This window comes from Rhodococcus aetherivorans (genome assembly GCF_025722975.1).
GTDB classification, from domain to species: Bacteria; Actinomycetota; Actinomycetes; order Mycobacteriales; family Mycobacteriaceae; genus Rhodococcus; species Rhodococcus aetherivorans.
The window spans coordinates 5,431,480-5,449,790 of record NZ_CP106982.1 but is presented as its reverse complement, the minus strand read 5'-3'; the positions used below and the strand labels follow the sequence as shown (position 1 = coordinate 5,449,790).

Here is an 18,311-nt window from a genome sequence, read left to right as displayed (position 1 = left end):
GGGCGGACGGTCAGCGGCCGGGCAGGCGCACCATGTGCACGAAGAACCGGTCGATGTGCCGCACGGTGGCGACGAACCGGTCGAAGTCCACCGACTTGGAGACGTAGGCGTTGGCCCGCAACCGGTAGCTGCGCACCACGTCCTCCTCGGCGGTGGACGTCGTCAGCACGACGACGGGGATGGACGCCAGGTCGGGATCGGCCTTGACCGCCTCGAGCACCTGCCACCCGTCGTACTTCGGCAGGTTCAGATCGAGCAGCACCAGCGCCGGCCGCACGGCGCCGGCGTGGGCCCCGCGCCGGTACAGGAAGTCGAGAGCCTCCGCGCCGTCCCGGACCACGTGCAGCGTGCTGCCGATCTCGTTGGCCTCGAACGACTCCCGGATGATCAGCTCGTCCCCGGCGTCGTCCTCGACGAGCAGCACGTCGAGGGAATCGGCGGGCGTGGGCATGCGTGGTGCCGGCGTCCCGGTCGTCGCCTCCTCGACGTTGCGCTCGGACGACGACCGGACACCGTAGGCTTCGCGGTCCGGTGTGCTTGTCACTCGGGCTCGCCGACCTCCGCCGGCGCGATCAGCGCCGGACCGGCCGCGCCCTGATGCGCGAGTGCGTCGAGGAAGGAGCGCGCCCATCGGTCCACGTCGTGGGCGAGGACCTGCCGGCGCAGTGCCCGCATGTGCCGACGACCGTCCTCGCGGGACTGGTTCAGCGCGGCCTCCATCTTGTCCTTGACGTCCTCGAGGTCGTGCGGATTGCACAGGAATGCCTGGCGCAGTTCCGCTGCGGCCCCGGTGAATTCGCTCAGGACGAGGGCGCCGCCGAGGTCGCTGCGGCAGGCCACGTACTCCTTGGCGACGAGGTTCATGCCGTCGCGCAGCGGCGTCACCAGCATGACGTCGGCCGCGACGAAGAACGCGATCAGCTCGTCGCGCGGAATGGGCCGGTGGATGTAGTGCACCACGGGCCGGCCCACCTCGGCGTACTCGCCGTTGATCCGGCTGACCGTCTGTTCGATGGCGCCGCGCATCTGCACGTACGACTCGACGCGCTCGCGGCTGGGGGTGGCCAGCTGCACCATCACCGTCTCGGCCGGATCCACCCGGCCCTCGGCGATCAGCTCGAGCAGCGCGTCGAGCCGGACGTCGATGCCCTTGGTGTAGTCGAGCCGGTCGACGCCGAGCATGATGTGCTTCGGGTTGCCGAGCTCCTTGCGGATCTGCTTCGCGCGGTCGCGGATCGACTTGCGGCGGGCCCGCTCGTCGAGCTGCCCGGAGTCGATGGAGATGGGGAACGCACCGACGCGCACCGCCCGGAACCCGACCTGCACCACCCCGAGCTTCGAGCGCACACCCACGGTGCCGCGGGAGGTCTGATGACCGGCCAGCCGGCGCGCGAGGTACAGGAAGTTCTGGGCACCGCCGGGCAGATGGAAGCCGATCAGATCGGCGCCGAGCAGGCCCTCGACGATCTCGGTCCGCCACGGCATCTGCATGAACAGCTCCACCGGGGGGAACGGAATGTGCAGGAAGAAGCCGATGGTCAGATCCGGCCGCAGCATCCGCAGCATCTTCGGCACCAGTTGCAGCTGGTAGTCCTGCACCCACACCGTCGCGCCCTGTGCCGCCGCCTTCGCGGTCGCCTCCGCGAACCGGCGGTTGACCTCGACGTAGGTGTTCCACCACTCCCGCCGGTACTCCGGCCGGACGATGACGTCGTGGTACAGCGGCCACAGCGTCGCATTGGAGAAGCCCTCGTAGTAGTCGGCGATCTCCTGCCCGCTCAGCGGCACCGGATGCAGCTCGAGGCCGTCCTCGACGATCGGGTCGAGCTCGGCGTCGGCGACACCGGCCCAGCCGACCCACGCTCCGCGGTTGTTGCGCAGGATCGGCTCGAGCGCGGTGACGAGGCCACCCGGGCTGCGCTTCCATCGGGTCGAGCCGTCCGGAAGACGCTCGAGGTCGACGGGCAGGCGGTTCGCGACGACCACGAAGTCCGAACCACCCACGTGCATCGACTCCTCACCTGCAGCCACGTGGTGCTCCTCTGTCCTTGTTCGCCGGTATCCGCTCAGTCCGTCTTCGGGTTCGGCCCGATGCCGAGCATGGACAGCAGCATGCGGCATTCGTCCGCATCCTCCGCGTAGGCAGCGACGACACGCTGTGCCTGACGGGCCGTCTCGTCCGCGACGGGTTCGAGTTCCTCGTCGGGGATGTCGTTCTCGGTGGTGGCGTCCGCGGCCATGGTGGTTCCTCCCGGGCTGGCTGCTCCGTTCGAGCAGGTCATTCGTAGTGCGACTCTATGAGAACCGGCGACTCCGACGCCAGCCGCTCCACGAGTTAGGGTTGGCTCACTTCTGGGAGCGGGGACGGGGAACGGAGAGTTTCGTGTGGTGGGAGGCATGAGCAGCGACGGTGCTCGCCGGATCGATCAGGGGAAGGAGCCGGGTCTGCGGCTGCTGCGGCACACGATTGCGAACCAGCGGGTCGCGCTGGCGATCGGCACCGCGCTGGTCTCGCTGCACCAAGTCATGGAGACCCTCGTCCCCGTCGCGATCGGGGCGATCATCGACGGACCGGTCACCAGCGGCGACGTCCCGACGCTGGTCGTCGCCCTCGAGGGCCTGGCCGCGTTGTTCGTCGTGCTCACCTACTCGTGGCGTTTCGGCGCGCGCCGGCTCGTCGCGGCGATCGAGGCCGAGTCGCACCGGCTGCGGGTCACGGTGGCGCGCCGGATCCTCGATCCGCGCGGGGTGCGCACCTCCCTGCGCATCGGGGAACTCCTGGCGGTGGCGACCACCGACGCCGGGCGGGCCGCGCAGATCCTGCACGTGGTGCCCGCCACCGCCGCGGCGATCACCGCGGTGGCCGGGGCCGCGGTGGCGCTGCTGCTCGTCGACGTCCCCCTCGGTCTGCTGGTGCTGCTGGGCACGCCTGCGATCCTCGTCGCGCTCGACCGCGCCACCCCGCTGCTGACCCGGCGGATGACCGCACAGCAGGAGGCGGTGGCGCGGGCGTCGGGCCTGGCGACCGATCTCGTCACGGGGCTCCGACCGCTGCGGGGCCTCGGTGCCGAGCCGGCCGCCGCCCGCCGCTACCGGGAGGCCAGCGCGGACGCGCTCGCCGCGACGCTCCGCGCGACCCGCGCCGCCGGCGTCTACACCGGCACCTCGGCGGCGGTGAGCGCGCTGCTGTCCGTCGCGGTCGCGGGCGTCGCGGGCTGGGCCGCGCTCGCCGGCCGGATCTCGGTCGGCGAGCTCATCACCGTCGTGGGCCTGGCCCAGTTCGTCGTCGAACCCCTCGGGACGCTCGCCGCCCTGCCGTCGTCGTGGGCCGCGTCCCGCGCCTCCGCCGACCGGCTGTCGCTGGTGCTGCACGCGCCGCCGCTGCTGCCGGCCGGAACCGGGACACCGTCGGACGGCCGCCTCGTGTTGCGCGGACTCGGCTACCGGTCGCTGCGCGGGATGGACCTGACCGTCGCGCCGGGGGAACTGCTCGGTGTCCTCGCCCACCGGCCGCAGGACGCGGAGGCCCTCGCCGACGTGCTGTCCGGGCAGGTGCCGCCGGAGGACGTCCGCGGCGAGCTGACCGTCGGGGGAGTCCCGCTCGGCGCGCTCGACCCCGTCGCCGCACGCCGGACCGTCCTCGCCGAACCGCACCACAGCGACCTGTTCGCCGGCACGCTCGCCGGCAACATCACCGCGGGCATGTGCGACCCGTCCGGGGGCATACCCCCGGAGGTGCTCCGCGCCTCCGCCGCCGGGCAGGTCGCCGACACCCACCCCGACGGTCTCGACCAGCGGATCGTCGACCGCGGCAGCAGCCTGTCCGGCGGGCAGCGACAGCGGGTGGCGCTGGCGCGGGCGCTGGCGCGGCGCGCCCCGGTACTGGTGCTGCACGAGCCGACCACCGCCGTCGACGCCGTCACCGAGCAGGCCGTCGCGGAGGGGATCGCGCGCGTCCGGCACGACGGGGGCGAGCACACGACCGTCGTCATCACCTCGAGCCCGGCGCTGCTCGCCGTCGCCGACCGCGTGGTCGTGGTCGACGACGGCAGGATTGTCGCCGCCGGCACCCACGCCGAACTGGCCGCCACACACCCCACCTACCGGGCGGCGGTGCTGCGATGACGACGCACGAGTCCGAGCTGTTGCCGATCGCCTCCGCCGGACGGTCGTGGCGCTGGCTGGGGGCGCAGCTGCGCGCCGCGCCGGGCCGGGTCGCGCTCACCGTGGCGGTGTCCGTCGGGGCCGCGGTGGCCTCCGTGGTGCCGGTGCGCGTCCTCGGCATCCTCGTCGACCGGGTGCGCGAACAGGCGCCGATGGCCACGCTCGGGTGGGTCGTCGCGCTGATCGCAGCCGCGGCGGTCGTCGGCGGGGTGCTCGACGGCGCCGGCCTGCACCTCGTTGCGCGACTGGGCGAGACGGTGCTGGCCCGGCTGCGCGAGACGGTCCTGGCGCGGGTGCTGCGCCTGCCCACCGAGACCGTCGAACGTGCCGGGCACGGCGACGTCCTCTCCCGTGTCGGCGACGACGTCGCGGTGCTGGCAAAGGCGCTGGTCTCGGTGGTGCCGCAGCTGGTGGCGGCGCTGATGCTGGTGGTGGTCAGCGTCGCGGCCATGGTCGGGATCGACTGGCGGCTCGGGCTCGCCGGGCTCGTCGCGCTGCCGCTGTATGCGCTCGCCCTGCGCTGGTACCTGCCCCGGTCGGCGCCGCTGTACGCCGCGGAGCGGGTGGCGATGGGAGAACGGTCGCAGGCACTCGTCAGCAGCATGCACGGTGTGCGCACCGTCCGCGCCTACGGGCTCGACCCGGCCCACCTGTCCGGCATCGACGCCGCGTCGGGCCGCGCCCGCGACCTCACCGTCGGCGTGTTCGGCCTGTTCACCCGGTTCGCGGGCCGCGCCAACCGGGCCGAATTCGTCGGTCTCTCGGCGCTTCTCGTCGCCGGGTTCGTGCTGGTGCGGGCGGATGCGGTGACCGTCGGCGAGGCCACCGCGGCGGCACTGCTGTTCCACCGCCTGTTCTCGCCGCTCGGGCTCCTGCTCTTCACCTTCGACGACGTCCAGTCCGCGGGCGCCAGCCTGGCCCGCCTCGTGGGCGTCGCCGAGCTCCCGGCGCAGCCGCCGGAGCGCGACGCTCCGCGCGACGTCCGACGCGACGGTCCGCCGGCGCTGGAACTGGCCGGGGTGCGGCACCGGTACCTGCACGGGCCGGAGGTCCTGCACGGCGTGGACCTGAAGGTCGGGCCGGGGGAGACGGTGGCCCTGGTCGGGTCGACCGGCGCCGGGAAGTCGACGGTCGCCGCGGCCGCGGCCGGCGTCGTCACGCCCGCCTCGGGGGAGGTCCGTATCGACGGCCGGTCGCTCGGCGAACTCGGACCGCGGCTGCGTCGCAGCGTCGTGATCGTCAGCCAGGAGGTGCACGTGTTCGCCGGGCCATTGCTCGACGACGTGCGGCTGGCCAGGCCCGGCGCCACCGCGGACGAGGTGGAAGCGGCACTCGACGCGGTCGGGGCCGGCGAGTGGGTCCGCGCGCTCGGCGACGGCCTGCACACGGTCGTCGGCGAGGGCGGACATCCCCTGACCGCGGCCCAGGCCCAGCAGCTCGCGCTGGCGCGGGTGCTGATCGCCGATCCACCGGTGGTGGTGCTCGACGAGGCGACCGCGGAGGCCGGCAGCGCGGGCGCACGGGCCCTCGAAGCGGCCGCGGCCGTCGTGACGCGGGGACGCACCGCCCTGGTCGTGGCGCATCGGCTGACGCAGGCCGCGGCGGCGGACCGGGTCGTCGTGCTCGAGGCGGGCCGGGTCGTCGAGGAGGGACCGCACGCGGCGCTCGTCGCCGCCGGGGGCCGCTATGCGCGGCTGTGGCGGGCCTGGCAGGCCGGCGGCTGAGATGTGCTGCCAGGGCCGCGACCTGCGGTGCAGGGTAGTGTGGATCGGTCCGTTGTGCCCGTGCGGCCGTACGGCCGCACCCGTGCCACCCACCTCAGGAAGGTTTTCATGCCCATCGCGACAATCAACGGCATCCCGCTGAACTACCAGGTCAAGGGGACCGGCGACCTCGTCGTGCTGATCATGGGGACGGGCAGCCCCGGCCGGGTCTGGGACCTGCACCAGGTCCCCGCGCTGGTCCAGGCCGGCTACCGCGTCGCCACCTTCGACAACCGCGGCATCGCGCCGTCGGGGGAGAGCCTCGGCGGCATGACCATCGACGACCTGGTGGCCGACACCGCCGGACTGATCGAGCTGCTCGGCGGTCCCGCGTACGTGGTGGGCACCTCGATGGGCGCGCGTGTCGCACAGGAGCTGACGCTGGCGCGCCCGGACCTGGTGCGCAAGGCGGTGTTCCTGGCCGGGCACGCGCGCATGGACCAGTTCCAGCTCACCCTGACCGAGGGCGAGCGGCAGCTGTACGACAGCCGTGTCGAGCTGCCCCCGAAGTACCGAGCGGCGGTCACGGCCGTGATGAACCTGTCGCCGGCGTCGCTGGCCGACCCGCACACCGCGCGGGACTGGCTCGACGTGTTCGAGTTCACCGGCGGCAAGACGTCGCCGGGCGTGCGGGCGCAGCTGGGAATGGACCGCGAGTTCGACCGTCGCGCGGCCTACCGGGCGGTGCGGGTGCCGTGCCTGGCCGTCGGTTTCGCCGACGACCGGATGATCCCGGCGTACCTGTCGCGGGAGGTCGCCGACGCGATCCCCGGCGCGAGCTACCAGGAGATCCCGGACGCCGGGCACTACGGCTACCTCGAGCAGCCGGAGGCCGTGAACAAGGTGCTGCTGGAGTTCCTGGCGAGCTGAACCTCGCCGTGGCCGGGATCGCGGCCCGTGGCGTGCCGGGTTTCACTCGCCGCCACGGCATTCCGCCGCGTGACCGAGATCCTTCGTGGGCGGTGGCGGACTCGTGAACCGGTGACACGGGTTCGGTGTCACCGGTTCACGGGTGAAAGAGGTGATCGTGTCACCTCGGTTCCGGCGGGACGGCTGCCGGGAGGGCGGGGTGCCGGGCTCGGCGTTCCGCTTCGGTGGTGCCGCCCCAGACGCCGTACCTCTGCCGGCTGTCGAGTGCATAAGCACGGCACGGGATTCGGACCGGGCAGGTGTGGCAGATCTGTTTCGCGGTGCGTTCCCGTCGTAGGCGGGCACCGCGTGGCTCGTCGTCCGGGCCGAAGAACACGGACGGCTCGACGAACCGGCAGTCGGCGCGGGCGGTCCAGTCCTCCCGCTCGTCGCGGGACGGCACGGCGAGTTCCGCGGAGGCGCGGGCGGGCGGTGTGCTCATGGTCGTCGGTGGGTGCGAGTCGACACCGCACTGTCGTGTGAGTGCACGGTCTCCCTGCCGCGTGCGCGGTGAGGAGGTGCGGGGCCGTGTCTGTCGGTAGTTGTGAACCTGTCCGGGCACGGATCCCGGCGGTCAGTGCATGTGGCTGCCGCCGTTGATGTCGACGGTGGTGCCGGTGAGGTATGCGGCGTCCTCGGAGGAGAGGAACGTGATGACCGAGGCCACTTCGCGGGTGCCGGCGGTGCGGCCGAGCGGGATGTCGCGGCAGATGGCGGCTTCCTGCTCGGGGGTGCTGCCCACCCGGATGCCGGTGTCGACCGCTCCGGGGGTGACGGCGTTGACGGTCACTCCGGTGTCTCCGAGTTCGCGGGCGAGGGACTTGGTGAAGCCGAGGACGGCGGCCTTGGCGGAGGAGTAGGGGACCTTGCCGAAGACGCCGCCGCCGCGCTGGGCGGAGACGGACGACATGTTGACGATCCGGCCCCAGCCGTTGTCGATCATCGCCGGCAGGAAGGCGCGGGTCACCAGGTAGGTGCCGGTGGCGTTGACGGCCATGACCTTGTTCCACAGTTCGAGGGTGGTGTCGAGGAACGGCACCGGTGACGTGATGCCCGCGATGTTGGCGAGGGCCCCGACGGGCGGGAGGGTTCCTGCGGCGACTTCGGCGGCGACGGCGTCGTGCGCGCGCTGGACGGAGGCCTCGTCGGCGACGTCGATGTCGTGGCCGAACGCCGGGACGGAGTAGTCGCTGCCGATCTCCGCGGCGACCTTGGCGGACTTTTCACCGTCCAGGTCGAGGACGACGACGGCCCAGCCGTCTTCGGCGTAGCGGCGGGCGGTGGCGATGCCGATGCCGCGCTCGGAGGTGGCGCCGGTGACGACGGCGGTGCGCTGGGTGGAAGACATGGGTTTCTCCTCGATGGCTGTTGATGGCTGGGTCAGGGAATGAGGGGGGAGATGAGGCGGGCCGCCTCCGCGGTGCCGGCGGGGCGCTGCGCGTCGGTGATGTCGCGGGTTTCGAGTTCGAGGCTGAAGTGGCCCGCGTATCCGAAGGCGGTGAGGGCGTCGATGCCGGCGGCGAAATCGGCGGCGCCGTTGCCGATGCCGAGATTGATGTTCCCCGGGACGGCGTCGCGCAGGTGCACATGGGTGATGCGATGGCCGAACAGGTCGACGAAGCCGACCGGGTCGCCGCCGGAAGCGACGATGTGGCTGAAGTCCATCACGATCCCGATCTCGGGGGAGAGTCGGGCGGTCAGTTGCGTGGCACGTGCGGTGTCGCAGCACAACCGGTACACGTGCAACGACTCGGTCCACAGGGCCACGCCGAACGTGTGGGCCGTGTCGGCTGCCCACTCCAATTGGGCGGCAACGGCATCGAGGTCCTCGTCCAATGACCGGACCGGGGTGTGGTCGAGGGCTCCGCACGGCAGGACCAGCGCCCGGGCCCCGACACCGGCGGTGAGGGTGAGCAGCCGATCGAGGTGACGTCTCCGCTCGTCGCGCTGTGCCGGGGTCAGGGGCAGGTTGAGGTCGCCGATGTCGCCGTTGACGCTGCGCACGCGCAGGCCCGACGCGGCCACCTCCTTGGTCACCTGTTCGACGCCGGCGGTGTCGAGCCCGAAGGGGACGTGGTCGCACACTCCCGGCAGGGCTCCGAGATCGATTTCGGCGAACCCGAGTTCGGCGATGGTGGAGAGCGCGTCGCTCAGCCCGAGGTGACGGAAGCTGATCGACGAGCAGCCGAGCCGGTCGTGGACCACGAGAACTCCTTCGAGGAAGCGGGGTGATGGGGACCACGGTAGAACGATTCACTGTCAACAGTCAACGGTCGAAGATTGACGGTTGACAGGGGCTGGTGGCGGCGGTCACACTCGGTGCACACTGTTGACAGTCGACATCCACTGCCCGATCCCCACCGGTCCTCCCGGTTCGAAGAGGAGATGTTCATGAGCACCGATGCTCTCCGGATGCGTGGTCCCGTCCACGGCACGAAAGACGCGAAACGCGTCGCGATCGGCTCCTCGGTAGGGGCGGTCATCGAGACCTACGACTTCATCGGCTTCGGCACCGCCGCTGCCCTGTACTTCGGTACCGCCTTCTTTCCCAGCGGCGATCCGGTCATCGGTACCCTCGCCGCCTTCGCCACCCTCGGTGTCGGATTCGCGGCCAGGCCCCTCGGCGGCATCCTCGGCGGACACCTCGGGGACAGGATCGGGCGCAAGCCCGTCCTGGTCGCCTCCCTCATCGTCATGGGCCTGGCCACGTTCGCGATCGGCCTGCTACCGACCTACACCCAGGTCGGACTCGTCGCCCCGGCCCTGCTGGTGACGGTGCGGATCGTCCAGGGTCTGGCCTTCGGCGCCGAGTGGGGCGGGGCGATCCTGATGAGCTACGAACACGCCCCCTGGAAGGCCAAGGGCCGCTACACCGGCATCGTCCAGGCCGGCTTCCCGGTCGGACTGCTGCTGGCGAATCTCGTCTTTCTTTTCAGCGTGCACCTCGACGGTGACTGGGCGTGGCGCGTACCGTTCCTCGCCAGCATCGTCCTGGTTGCCGTGGGCCTGATCATCCGGTCCAAGGTGCCCGAGTCGCCGGTCTTCGAAGACGTCAAGGACAGCGGCGAGATCGCCGCGTCCCCGGTGCTCGAGTCGATCAGGAAGGACTGGCGCGACATCCTGCGCGGCATCGGGCTGCGGGTCGCCGAAACCGCCGGATACGCCGTCTCGATCACCTACATGATCTCCTACCTGCACACCAACGACCTGGCCGGAAAATCCGAAACGCTCCTGGCGCTGTGCGTCGCCTCCGCGATCGGCATCGTCGCCACCTTCGCCTGGGCCGCCCTGACGGACCGCATCGGGCGGCGCCCGGTGTACCTGGGCGTGTGCGCCTTCGCCGCCCTGTTCGGCGTGCCGATGTTCCTGCTGGTCAACACCGGCCTGTTCGTCCTGATCGTCGCCACGATCGTCATCGCCTACGCGGTGTGCCAGAACGCCCTCGCCGGCGCCCAGGGTGCCTGGTTCCCCGAATTGTTCCAGGCGGCGCGGCGCGCGTCGGGCGCCTCCCTGGCCTACCAGATCTCGGCCATGGTCTCCGGCTTCACCCCGTTCGTCACCACCCTGCTCTACGTCTCTCTCGGCTGGGTCGGCCCGGCCCTGCTGTTCAGTGCCTTCGGGCTGATCGGCTTGATCACCGCCCTGCTCACCCGGGAGACCTGGGGTGCGGCCGAACGTCGCCTCGCCGACGAGGCCACCCGCTCAGAAGAACACGCCTCCGGCCCCGGCGGCGCAACGCTGCGCCACCGGTCCGGGACGGCATCGAGCACCAAGGAAAAGGAACTGCTGTGACCACCACTGCGCACGCCGGCGCCGTCCATCGCGACCGCCGCCTCGCCGCCGTCGACGAGTTCGCCTACCGTCTCAGGCACAATGTGCTCGACATGGGCCAGGAACAGGGCCAGGGCTACGTCGGACAGGCCCTCGGCGCGGCCGACATCCTGGCCACCGTCTACGCGGAGCACCTCCGGTTCCGTGCCGACGACCCGGACTGGGCCGGCCGCGACCGGTTCCTGCTCTCGACCGGCCACTACGCCATCGGCCTGTACGCAGCGCTCGCCGAGGCCGGGATCGTTCCCCGCGACGAACTGCTGACGTACGGCTCGGACGATTCCCGCCTCCCGATGTCGGGTATGTCGACCTACACCCCCGGCATGGAGATCTCCGGAGGCTCGCTCGGGCACGGTCTCCCCATCGCCGTGGGAATGGCCCTGGGTCTGCGCCACCAGGACTCGCAGGCACGGGTGTTCAACTTCCTGTCCGACGGTGAGCTCGACGAAGGTTCGACCTGGGAAGCGGCGATGAGCGCGCACCACCACCAGCTCGGCAACCTGATCGCGATGGTCGACATCAACGCCCTGCAGGCCGACGGCCCGACCGCCGGGGTACTGAGCACCGAACCCGTGCACGACAAGTGGACCGCCTGCGGCTGGCGCACCTACCGCGTCGACGGCAACGACACCGGCGCCCTGCTCGGCGCCTTCGACGAGGCCGCGGCCGGTGCCGCCGTGCGCGGCGCGCCGGCGGTCGTCCTGTGCGACACGCGAGTCGGCAAGGGCGTGCCGTTGCTGGAGACCAGGGAGAAGGCCCACTTCATGCGCATCGACGAGCACGAATGGCAGATCTGCCGCGACCAGTTGACCGCCGGATACGACCTCGAGGATGCTCGATGACCACCACCGCCCCCAAGCTCAAGACGTCGGCGATGATCGCCTCCTTCGTCGACCCCGGCCAGAAGACGACCGCCGCGCCGTTCGGCCACGCACTGGTCGCGGCGGCACGGGAGAACGACAAGATCGTCGGACTGTCCGCGGATCTGGCCAAGTACACCGACATGCACATCTTCGCCGAGGCGTTCCCGGACCGCTTCTTCCAGATGGGCATGGCCGAGCAGCTGCTGCTCGGCGCCGCCGCCGGCATGGCCGAAACCGGACTGGTGCCGTTCGCCTCGACCTACTCGGTGTTCGCCGCCCGTCGCGCCTACGACTTCCTGTGCCTGGACATCGCCGAACCGAACCTCAACGTCAACATCGTCGGCGGCCTGCCCGGCCTGACCACCGGCTACGGCCCGAGCCACCAGGCCACCGAGGACATCGCCATCTTCCGGGGCATGCCCAACCTGACGATCGTCGACCCGTGCGACTCGGTCGACATCGAGCAGGCGGTACCACAACTGGCCGCCTGCGAGGGGCCGACCTATCTGCGATTGCTGCGCGGCAAGGTCGCCACCGTCCTCGACGAGTACGACTACACCTTCGAGCTCGGCAAGGCCAAGGTGCTGCGCGACGGCAACGACGTGGTCTTCGTCGCCAGCGGCCTGATGACCATGCGGGCACTGCAGGCGGCGCAGGAGCTGTCCCGGCACAACGTCGATGTCGCCGTGGTCCACACCCCGACGATCAAACCGTTCGACGCCGCCACCGTGCTCGCCGAGATCGACACGGACCGCCTCGTGGTCACCCTCGAGAATCACACGGTCGTCGGAGGGCTGTTCGAAACGGTGGCCGCTGCCGCCGCCGAGGCGGGCCTGGGCCGGAAGATCACCCCGATCGCGCTGCCCGACCGCTTCCTCGACGCCGGTGCCCTGCCGACGCTGCACGATCGTTACGGCCTGAGCACCGACCGCATCGTCGCCCGCGTCCTGGACGAGCTGAGCTGAGCTGACGCAGTGTGGACGGGCCCGCGCCGCCGCCGGCGCGGGCCCGTATCATTGTCGACAGACTGCTGTCGACAGTCGCCCGCTGACACCGCCTGGAGGCATCAATGGCCGCACAACCTGCCGCGCTGCTCGGACTGGAGAAGACCAGTTTGCGCCAGCAGGCCGTCGCGGCTCTGCGCAGCGCGATCACCAGCGGCGCCCTCGCCCCCAGCAGCCCGCTCGTCGAAACCGAGCTGTCCGAGATGCTCCAGATCAGCCGCGGCACCTTGCGCGAGGCCATGCGCCAGCTCCAGCAGGAAGGCCTGATCTCCGCCGGCGCCCGGGGCCGGCTCTACGTGCGCCACCTCGACGCCAAGGAGATCCGTGACATCTTCGCCGTCCGCGCGGCCCTCGAAGCCCTCGCGGTCCGGGAGCTCGCCGAGCTTCCCGACCGCTCCACCGTGGTCCCGACCCTGCGCGCGGCGCTCGACATCATGGCGCGTGCCGAGCACGATCTCGATGCGCGCATCGAGGCGGATCTGAACTTCCACCGCATCCTCTGCCGTCTGACCGGCAACGAGACACTGATGCACTCGTGGCAGTCCCTCGAAGGGTCGATCCGCATGTCCATCATGTTCGCCGGCCTGGAAAAGGCTGTCGGCAACATGGACGTCGGACGGCACAGCGCCATCGTCGACGCCATCGAAACCGGCGACTCCGACGAAGCGGCCGCCGCCGTGCGTTCCCATATGAAATGGGCTGCAGCCAACCTCGTTTCGTAGCCGGTTTCCTTCCGGTACCGCCGGTCCGGCCGTCGTGGCGCTTCTCCGCGCCCGTTCGGACGGCGGAGTGGTCCCCGCGCTTCGACAGGCCGCCGACGCATCCCCGCGACGAGGGGCGCGCCGGCGACCTGTCCTGTGCGCGCGGGTGATGAATATGGGCATATGTCTTGACATATACCGGGGCTATGTGTGAGGGTCGTCACTACGGATTAGCACGTGCTAAACCGCTCGGATTACATCTGCAGACTCTTCCCTCCATCACGGTGTCGTCACGGTCGTAGAAACCGATCTCGGCGAGGCCCCCGAAGAACTCGTCCCAGTCGACGTCGCCGTCGCCGATCTTCAGGTGCTGGTGGACACGGACCGCGTTGCCGGGGGGATTGGTGATGTAGCGAAGGCCGTGCGAGGCGTGATGGTCCATCGTGTCCGCGACGTGCACCAGGCGGAGCATGTCGCCGGCGGTCCGCATGATCTCCAGCATGTTGCCGCCCATGTGATAGGTGTGGCAGGCGACGTACACCAGTCCGAAGTTCTTCGAATTGATACCGCGGATCATCCGGATGGCGGCCAGTCCGTCCTCCACGAAGTCGTCCGGGTGCGGGTCGATCCGGACGTCGATGCCCTCGCGTTCGATGATCGGGACGAGTTCCTCCATCGACCGGTAGAACGCCCGCTCGGACTCCTCGGCCTTCTCCGGCCGGCCCGAGAATTCGGTGTTCATCACGTTCACACCCAGGTCGACCGTGATCTGGATGGCGCGCTTCCAGTACCGCACCGCGGCTTCACGCGCATCCTCGTCCGGACCGGACCAGCGCAGCACGGGGAGCACGGAGGCGATGCCGACGCCCGCGTCGGCGCACGCCTTGCGGAACTTGGCCACCAGCGCGTCGTCCGCCTTCGGATGGTTGAAGAACGGGATCATGTCCACGTGCGGGGTCAGTTGCAGGTATTCGTAGCCGAGTTCGGCGACGACCCCGGGCAGCTCGAGCAGCGAGTGGGAGTGGTGGAACGGGGTGGGATCCAGTGCGATCTTCACGGCGGTCACGCTCCCGGGACGGACGCGCGGTCCACCATGTCCACGGCGACCCGCTCACCGGTCTCGAGCGAACGGACGCCGGCCTCGCACACCGCCGCGGCGGCGTAGCCGTCCCAGGCGCCGGGACCGTCGACGTAGCTGCCGGTCTCGGCGCCCGACCGTACCGCGTGCACCCAGCGCTGGATCTCGGCGTCGTAGGCGGCACCGAAACGCACCCGGAAGTCCGGCGTGATGGTGCCGCCCCAGACGCCGGGGCGGGTCTTGCGGACCAGTCCCACGTCCAGGCCGATCATCGCGGAGCCGAGCTCGCCGACGACCTCGGTGCGCACCTCGTACGCCAGGCCGGTAGTGACGAACGCCTCGACGTCGACGTGGCGGCCGGTCTCGGTGGTGAAGATGGCGATCTGCGGATCCTGCAGATCGGAGCCGGAGAGCGTGTTGGCCGTCGGCCTGATGATCTGCACGGAGGTGATCTCCTCGGCGAACAGGAACCGGGTGACGTCGACCTCGTGCACGATCGAATCCTTGACGATCATCGCGCTGTCGAAGTACGGCGGGACCGCAGGGTTGCGGTGCGCGCAGTGCATCACGAGCGGCTGCCCCAGCTCGCCCGCGACGAGGGCGGCCTTGAGCTGTTCGTACTCCGCGTCGAACCGGCGCATGAACCCGACCTGGATCAGCTTCCTGCCGAGCTGGGCCTCGCGCTTGACGATCTCGAGGGACGTCGCGGCGTCGGTGGTCAGGGGCTTCTCGCACATGACGGGCTTGCCGGCGTCGAGGCAGGCGAGCAGCTGCTTCTCGTGCGTGGGTCCCGGGGTGGCGAGCACGACGGCATCCACGTCGTCGGCGGCGATCGCGTCGAGCGGATCGGCGACGACGCGGGCGCCGGGCACGGTGGCGGCGACCTGCTCGGCCTTCTCGGTGAGGTAGTCGTTGATCACGGTGACGCGCGCGCCGCTGATGCGGTCGGTGATGCGGGCGACGTGGTCGGCGCCCATCATGCCGACGCCGAGCACGGCGATGCGGAGATCGGTGTTGTCGGACATTCTCGGTGGCTCCTGACGTACTCAGACGAAGCGTACGGCTGGAATCCCGCAGGACCCCAGGTACTTTCGGGTGCGCTGTGCGATCGGCAGCGGGGCGTCGACCGGGCAGGGGTACATGTCCTGCTCGACGATGGCGAACACGTCGATCCCGAGCTGCTCGACCGCCTCGAGCAGGGGCGGCATGTCCGGGATGCCGCGTGGCGGTTCGGTCATCGCGCCGAGGCGCACGGCTTCGCCGAACGGCAGGTCCTCGGCCTCGACCTTGGCGCGGACCTCGGGATCGACCTGCTTGAGGTGCAGGTAGCCGATCCGGTCGGGGTGCTTGGCGATGATCGCCAGGTTGTCGCCGCCGCAGTAGCTGATGTGACCGGTGTCGAGGCACAGGTTGACGAACTCGGGATCGGTGCCGTCGAGGAACCGGTAGACGTTCTCTTCCGTGTCGACGTGGCTGTCGGCGTGCGGATGGTACTGGGCACGCACGCCGTACTTCTCGAACATGGCCTTGCCGAGCTCGTTCATGCCGCCGGTCTTCTTGCGCCACTGCTCCGGCGTCAGGTTGCGGTCCTCGAGCACCTCGCCGGTCGCGGGATGCCGCCACATCTCCGGGATCACCACGACGTGGGTGCCGCCCACCGCGGCGGTGAGCTTGGCGACGTCCTCGATCTGGGACCACACCGCGCCCCAGGAGTCGTCCTGGTGGAGGTGCTCGAACACCGTGCCGGCAGAGAGCTTCAGGTCGCGGGCCGCGAGCTCGTCGGTGAGCTGCTGCGGGTCGGTGGGCAGGTAGCCGTAGGGGCCCAGTTCGATCCACCGGTAGCCGGCCGCCGCCACCTCGTCGAGGAAACGGGTGTGGGGCGTCTGCTGCGGGTCGTCCGGGAACCAGACGCCCCAGGAGTCGGGAGCGGAGCCGACGCGGATGGTGCTCATGTGGTGGGTGTCCTTCTCTTGGTGGGGGTCAGTTGTCGGTGGAGGACGATTCGGGCGCGGGTTCGGACGGGCGCAGGTAGGGACGCTGGACCCTCTTCCACGCCTCGTACACCTCGCGGGCCTGCTGTGTGGACTCGAGCGTCGAGGTCTCCGATACGGGTACGTCCCACCAGGATTCGCTGTCGGGTGCGCCGATGAGCGGGTCCGTCTCCACGTGGACGACGGTGGCGCGGTCGGACGCCTTCGCGGCCTCGAGGGCGTCGGCGAACTCCGCGGCGGTCGTCGCCCGCAGGACGTCCACGCCGAGGCTGGCGGCGTTGGCCGCCAGATCCACCGGCAGCACGCCGCCGTCCAGCCGGCCCCGGTCGCTGCGATAGCGGTACGAGGTGCCGAAGCGCTGCGAGCCGAGCGATTCCGACAGCGAGCCGATGGAGGCGAATCCGTGGTTCTGCACCAGCACCACGATCACCTTCACGCCCTCCTGCACGGCGGTGACGAGTTCGGTGGCCATCATCAGGTAGGAGCCGTCCCCGACCATCACGAAGACGTCCCGGTCGGGGCATGCCATCGCCACGCCGAGCCCGCCGGCGACCTCGTATCCCATGCACGAGTAGCCGTATTCCACGTGGTAGCCCTTGGGATCCCGGGTGCGCCACAGCTTGTGCAGGTCGCCGGGCATCGACCCGGCGGCGCACACCACGACGTCCCGCGGTTCCGAGATGGCGTTGACGAGCCCGATGACCTCGTTCTGGGTGAGGGCTTCGGCACCCGTCGCGACGTTCGTGCCGTGCACGCCGGGGGAGTAGACGGCGTCGACGGTCGCCTCCCAGTCGGCGGCGAGCTGCGCGACGAGGGCGCGGTAGCCGTCGGAGACGGCGTAGCCCGCCAGCGCCTCGTCGAGTGCCTCGATCGTCTCGCGGGCGTCGGCGACCACGCCGACGGCGCCCTGCTTGACCGCATCGAACGACGCCACGTTGATGTTGACGAACCGCACGTCGGGGTCGGTGAACGCGGTGCGGGACGCGGAGGTGAAATCGCTGTAGCGGGTGCCGATCCCGATCACCAGGTCGGCCTCGGCGGCCAGGGCGTTGGCGGCGGTGGTGCCGGTCGAGCCGATCGCTCCCACCGACTGCGGGTGGTCGTAGGGCAGCGAGCCCTTTCCGGCCTGGCTCTGCCCGACCGGAATCCCGGTGCGCTCGCAGAACCGCGCCAGCGCGTCCGTCGCGCGGCTGTAGACGACGCCGCCACCGGCGACGATCAACGGCCGGCGCGCCGACCGGATCGCCTCGGCCGCACGGGCCAGCGCTGCGCGCTCGGGCAGCGGGCGGCCCACGTGCCAGGTCCGTTCGGCGAACAGGGACACCGGCCAGTCGAACGCCTCCGCCTGCACGTCCTGCGGGATCGCGACGGTGGCGGTGCCGGTCTCGACCGGGTCGGTGAGGACCCGCATCGCGCCGAGCAGGGCCGCGGGCAGCTGCTCCGGCCGCCAGACCCGGTCGAAGAAGCGCGACACCGGACGGAAGCAGTCGTTGACGGTGACGTCCCCGGAATCGGGACGTTCGAGTTCCTGCAGGACCGGAGCGCTGGCACGGGTGGCGAACGTGTCCGCCGGCAGGAGCAGCACGGGCAGGCGGTTGATCGTCGCGAGGGCGGCACCGGTGACCATGTTGGTCGAGCCCGGTCCGACGGATGCGGTCACGGCCCAGGCCTGGAGGCGGTCCTTCATGCGGGCGTAGGCGACGGCGCTGTGCACCATGGCCTGTTCGTTGCGGCCGAGCACGTACGGCAGGGAGGGCTCGCGCCCGGCGTCGAGGTCCTCGGTCTCGGCCTGCAGCAGAGCCTGGCCGAGGCCGGCGACGTTGCCGTGTCCGAAGATGCCGAAGCAGCCGGCGAAGAACGGGGTGCGCTCGCCGTCGCGTTCGACGTGCTGGGCGGCGAGGAACCGCACGGTCGCCTGCGCCACGGTCAGGCGCACGGTGTGCTCGGTGTCCGGCGTGCGGATTCCGGTGACCGCGCCGTCGCGGTCGGAGTTGATGGGCGCCACTG

The 18,311-nt window shown here is 70.7% G+C and carries 17 protein-coding genes; 7 read left to right on the top strand and 10 right to left on the bottom strand.

The features are described 5' to 3' along the window. Nucleotides 1-10: 10 nt before the first annotated feature. From OCS65_RS24930 to OCS65_RS24920, 3 genes are read right to left on the bottom strand one after another with little or no spacing between them, the layout of a single operon-like run. Complete coding sequence (locus OCS65_RS24930; RefSeq protein WP_102800445.1) at nucleotides 11-544, bottom strand: response regulator; 534 nt, start codon at nucleotides 542-544, stop codon at nucleotides 11-13. Beyond that, a complete protein-coding gene (locus OCS65_RS24925; protein WP_164528090.1) occupies nucleotides 541-2,010 on the bottom strand; it encodes an alpha,alpha-trehalose-phosphate synthase (UDP-forming) in 1,470 nt (489 codons plus the stop codon). The genes OCS65_RS24930 and OCS65_RS24925 overlap by 4 nt, the downstream gene beginning before the upstream one ends. A gap of 56 nt (nucleotides 2,011-2,066) precedes the next feature. Continuing rightward, nucleotides 2,067-2,240, bottom strand: coding sequence for a hypothetical protein (locus tag OCS65_RS24920; RefSeq protein WP_006937887.1), 174 nt, complete (start codon nucleotides 2,238-2,240; stop codon nucleotides 2,067-2,069). A 157-nt stretch (nucleotides 2,241-2,397) separates the two neighbouring features. Here OCS65_RS24920 and OCS65_RS24915 point away from each other — a divergent pair, with 157 nt between their 5' ends. The 3 genes from OCS65_RS24915 (at nucleotide 2,398) to OCS65_RS24905 (ending at nucleotide 6,797) form a co-directional block, all read left to right on the top strand. Then, nucleotides 2,398-4,125 carry an ABC transporter transmembrane domain-containing protein gene (locus OCS65_RS24915; protein WP_231772010.1) on the top strand — a complete coding sequence of 576 codons (1,728 nt, stop codon included), beginning with the start codon at nucleotides 2,398-2,400 and terminating at the stop codon, nucleotides 4,123-4,125. After that, complete coding sequence (locus OCS65_RS24910) at nucleotides 4,122-5,888, top strand: ABC transporter ATP-binding protein (RefSeq protein ID WP_065923034.1); 1,767 nt, start codon at nucleotides 4,122-4,124, stop codon at nucleotides 5,886-5,888. Before OCS65_RS24915 ends, OCS65_RS24910 begins: the two co-directional genes overlap by 4 nt. Nucleotides 5,889-5,996: 108 nt before the next feature. Continuing rightward, a complete protein-coding gene (locus tag OCS65_RS24905; RefSeq protein ID WP_006937895.1) occupies nucleotides 5,997-6,797 on the top strand; it encodes an alpha/beta fold hydrolase in 801 nt (266 codons plus the stop codon). Nucleotides 6,798-6,957: 160 nt separating this feature from the next. Here OCS65_RS24905 and OCS65_RS24900 read toward each other — a convergent pair whose 3' ends face one another. From OCS65_RS24900 to OCS65_RS24890, 3 genes are all read right to left on the bottom strand, one after another. Then, nucleotides 6,958-7,278, bottom strand: a complete 321-nt coding sequence (locus OCS65_RS24900) for a WhiB family transcriptional regulator (RefSeq protein WP_081636978.1) — start codon at nucleotides 7,276-7,278, stop codon at nucleotides 6,958-6,960. Between the two features lie 132 nt (nucleotides 7,279-7,410). Next, nucleotides 7,411-8,184 (bottom strand): SDR family NAD(P)-dependent oxidoreductase, encoded by a 774-nt coding sequence (locus OCS65_RS24895; protein ID WP_006937897.1) that lies wholly within the window; start codon nucleotides 8,182-8,184, stop codon nucleotides 7,411-7,413. A gap of 32 nt (nucleotides 8,185-8,216) precedes the next feature. Next, a complete protein-coding gene (locus OCS65_RS24890; protein ID WP_050034588.1) occupies nucleotides 8,217-9,041 on the bottom strand; it encodes a sugar phosphate isomerase/epimerase family protein in 825 nt (274 codons plus the stop codon). 186 nt (nucleotides 9,042-9,227) lie between these two features. Between OCS65_RS24890 and OCS65_RS24885 the strand changes: the two genes are divergently transcribed. The 4 genes from OCS65_RS24885 (at nucleotide 9,228) to OCS65_RS24870 (ending at nucleotide 13,256) form a co-directional block, all read left to right on the top strand. Beyond that, complete coding sequence (locus OCS65_RS24885; protein WP_029541079.1) at nucleotides 9,228-10,628, top strand: MFS transporter; 1,401 nt, start codon at nucleotides 9,228-9,230, stop codon at nucleotides 10,626-10,628. Beyond that, on the top strand, nucleotides 10,625-11,509 hold the full coding sequence (locus tag OCS65_RS24880) for a transketolase (RefSeq protein ID WP_006937900.1): 885 nt from the start codon (nucleotides 10,625-10,627) through the stop codon (nucleotides 11,507-11,509). The genes OCS65_RS24885 and OCS65_RS24880 overlap by 4 nt, the downstream gene beginning before the upstream one ends. Beyond that, nucleotides 11,506-12,495, top strand: coding sequence for a transketolase family protein (locus OCS65_RS24875; RefSeq protein ID WP_065923033.1), 990 nt, complete (start codon nucleotides 11,506-11,508; stop codon nucleotides 12,493-12,495). Before OCS65_RS24880 ends, OCS65_RS24875 begins: the two co-directional genes overlap by 4 nt. A 104-nt stretch (nucleotides 12,496-12,599) precedes the next feature. Continuing rightward, on the top strand, nucleotides 12,600-13,256 hold the full coding sequence (locus tag OCS65_RS24870; RefSeq protein WP_029541081.1) for a GntR family transcriptional regulator: 657 nt from the start codon (nucleotides 12,600-12,602) through the stop codon (nucleotides 13,254-13,256). A gap of 202 nt (nucleotides 13,257-13,458) precedes the next feature. Here the strand turns inward: OCS65_RS24870 and OCS65_RS24865 are convergent, their stop codons facing one another. From OCS65_RS24865 to iolD, 4 genes are read right to left on the bottom strand one after another with little or no spacing between them, the layout of a single operon-like run. Next, nucleotides 13,459-14,292, bottom strand: coding sequence for a sugar phosphate isomerase/epimerase family protein (locus OCS65_RS24865; RefSeq protein WP_065923541.1), 834 nt, complete (start codon nucleotides 14,290-14,292; stop codon nucleotides 13,459-13,461). Nucleotides 14,293-14,297: 5 nt separating this feature from the next. Further along, a complete protein-coding gene (locus OCS65_RS24860; protein WP_006937906.1) occupies nucleotides 14,298-15,338 on the bottom strand; it encodes a Gfo/Idh/MocA family protein in 1,041 nt (346 codons plus the stop codon). 21 nt (nucleotides 15,339-15,359) lie between these two features. Further along, nucleotides 15,360-16,265, bottom strand: a complete 906-nt coding sequence (locus OCS65_RS24855; RefSeq protein ID WP_263507943.1) for a sugar phosphate isomerase/epimerase family protein — start codon at nucleotides 16,263-16,265, stop codon at nucleotides 15,360-15,362. 28 nt (nucleotides 16,266-16,293) lie between these two features. Beyond that, on the bottom strand, nucleotides 16,294-18,309 hold the full coding sequence (iolD, locus tag OCS65_RS24850) for a 3D-(3,5/4)-trihydroxycyclohexane-1,2-dione acylhydrolase (decyclizing) (protein ID WP_029541101.1): 2,016 nt from the start codon (nucleotides 18,307-18,309) through the stop codon (nucleotides 16,294-16,296). Nucleotides 18,310-18,311 lie beyond the last annotated feature (2 nt).

Bases quoted from the DNA above. Each gene is read 5' to 3' on its own strand.
- OCS65_RS24870 (WP_029541081.1), top strand. From the start codon at position 12,600: ATGGCCGCACAACCTGCCGCGCTGCTCGGACTGGAGAAGACCAGTTTG.
- OCS65_RS24875 (WP_065923033.1), top strand. From the start codon at position 11,506: ATGACCACCACCGCCCCCAAGCTCAAGACGTCGGCGATGATCGCCTCC.
- OCS65_RS24920 (WP_006937887.1), bottom strand. From the start codon at position 2,240: ATGGCCGCGGACGCCACCACCGAGAACGACATCCCCGACGAGGAACTC.
- OCS65_RS24860 (WP_006937906.1), bottom strand. From the start codon at position 15,338: ATGTCCGACAACACCGATCTCCGCATCGCCGTGCTCGGCGTCGGCATG.
- OCS65_RS24925 (WP_164528090.1), bottom strand. From the start codon at position 2,010: ATGCACGTGGGTGGTTCGGACTTCGTGGTCGTCGCGAACCGCCTGCCC.
- OCS65_RS24900 (WP_081636978.1), bottom strand. From the start codon at position 7,278: ATGAGCACACCGCCCGCCCGCGCCTCCGCGGAACTCGCCGTGCCGTCC.
- OCS65_RS24910 (WP_065923034.1), top strand. From the start codon at position 4,122: ATGACGACGCACGAGTCCGAGCTGTTGCCGATCGCCTCCGCCGGACGG.
- OCS65_RS24895 (WP_006937897.1), bottom strand. From the start codon at position 8,184: ATGTCTTCCACCCAGCGCACCGCCGTCGTCACCGGCGCCACCTCCGAG.
- OCS65_RS24915 (WP_231772010.1), top strand. From the start codon at position 2,398: ATGAGCAGCGACGGTGCTCGCCGGATCGATCAGGGGAAGGAGCCGGGT.
- OCS65_RS24855 (WP_263507943.1), bottom strand. From the start codon at position 16,265: ATGAGCACCATCCGCGTCGGCTCCGCTCCCGACTCCTGGGGCGTCTGG.
- OCS65_RS24885 (WP_029541079.1), top strand. From the start codon at position 9,228: ATGAGCACCGATGCTCTCCGGATGCGTGGTCCCGTCCACGGCACGAAA.
- OCS65_RS24905 (WP_006937895.1), top strand. From the start codon at position 5,997: ATGCCCATCGCGACAATCAACGGCATCCCGCTGAACTACCAGGTCAAG.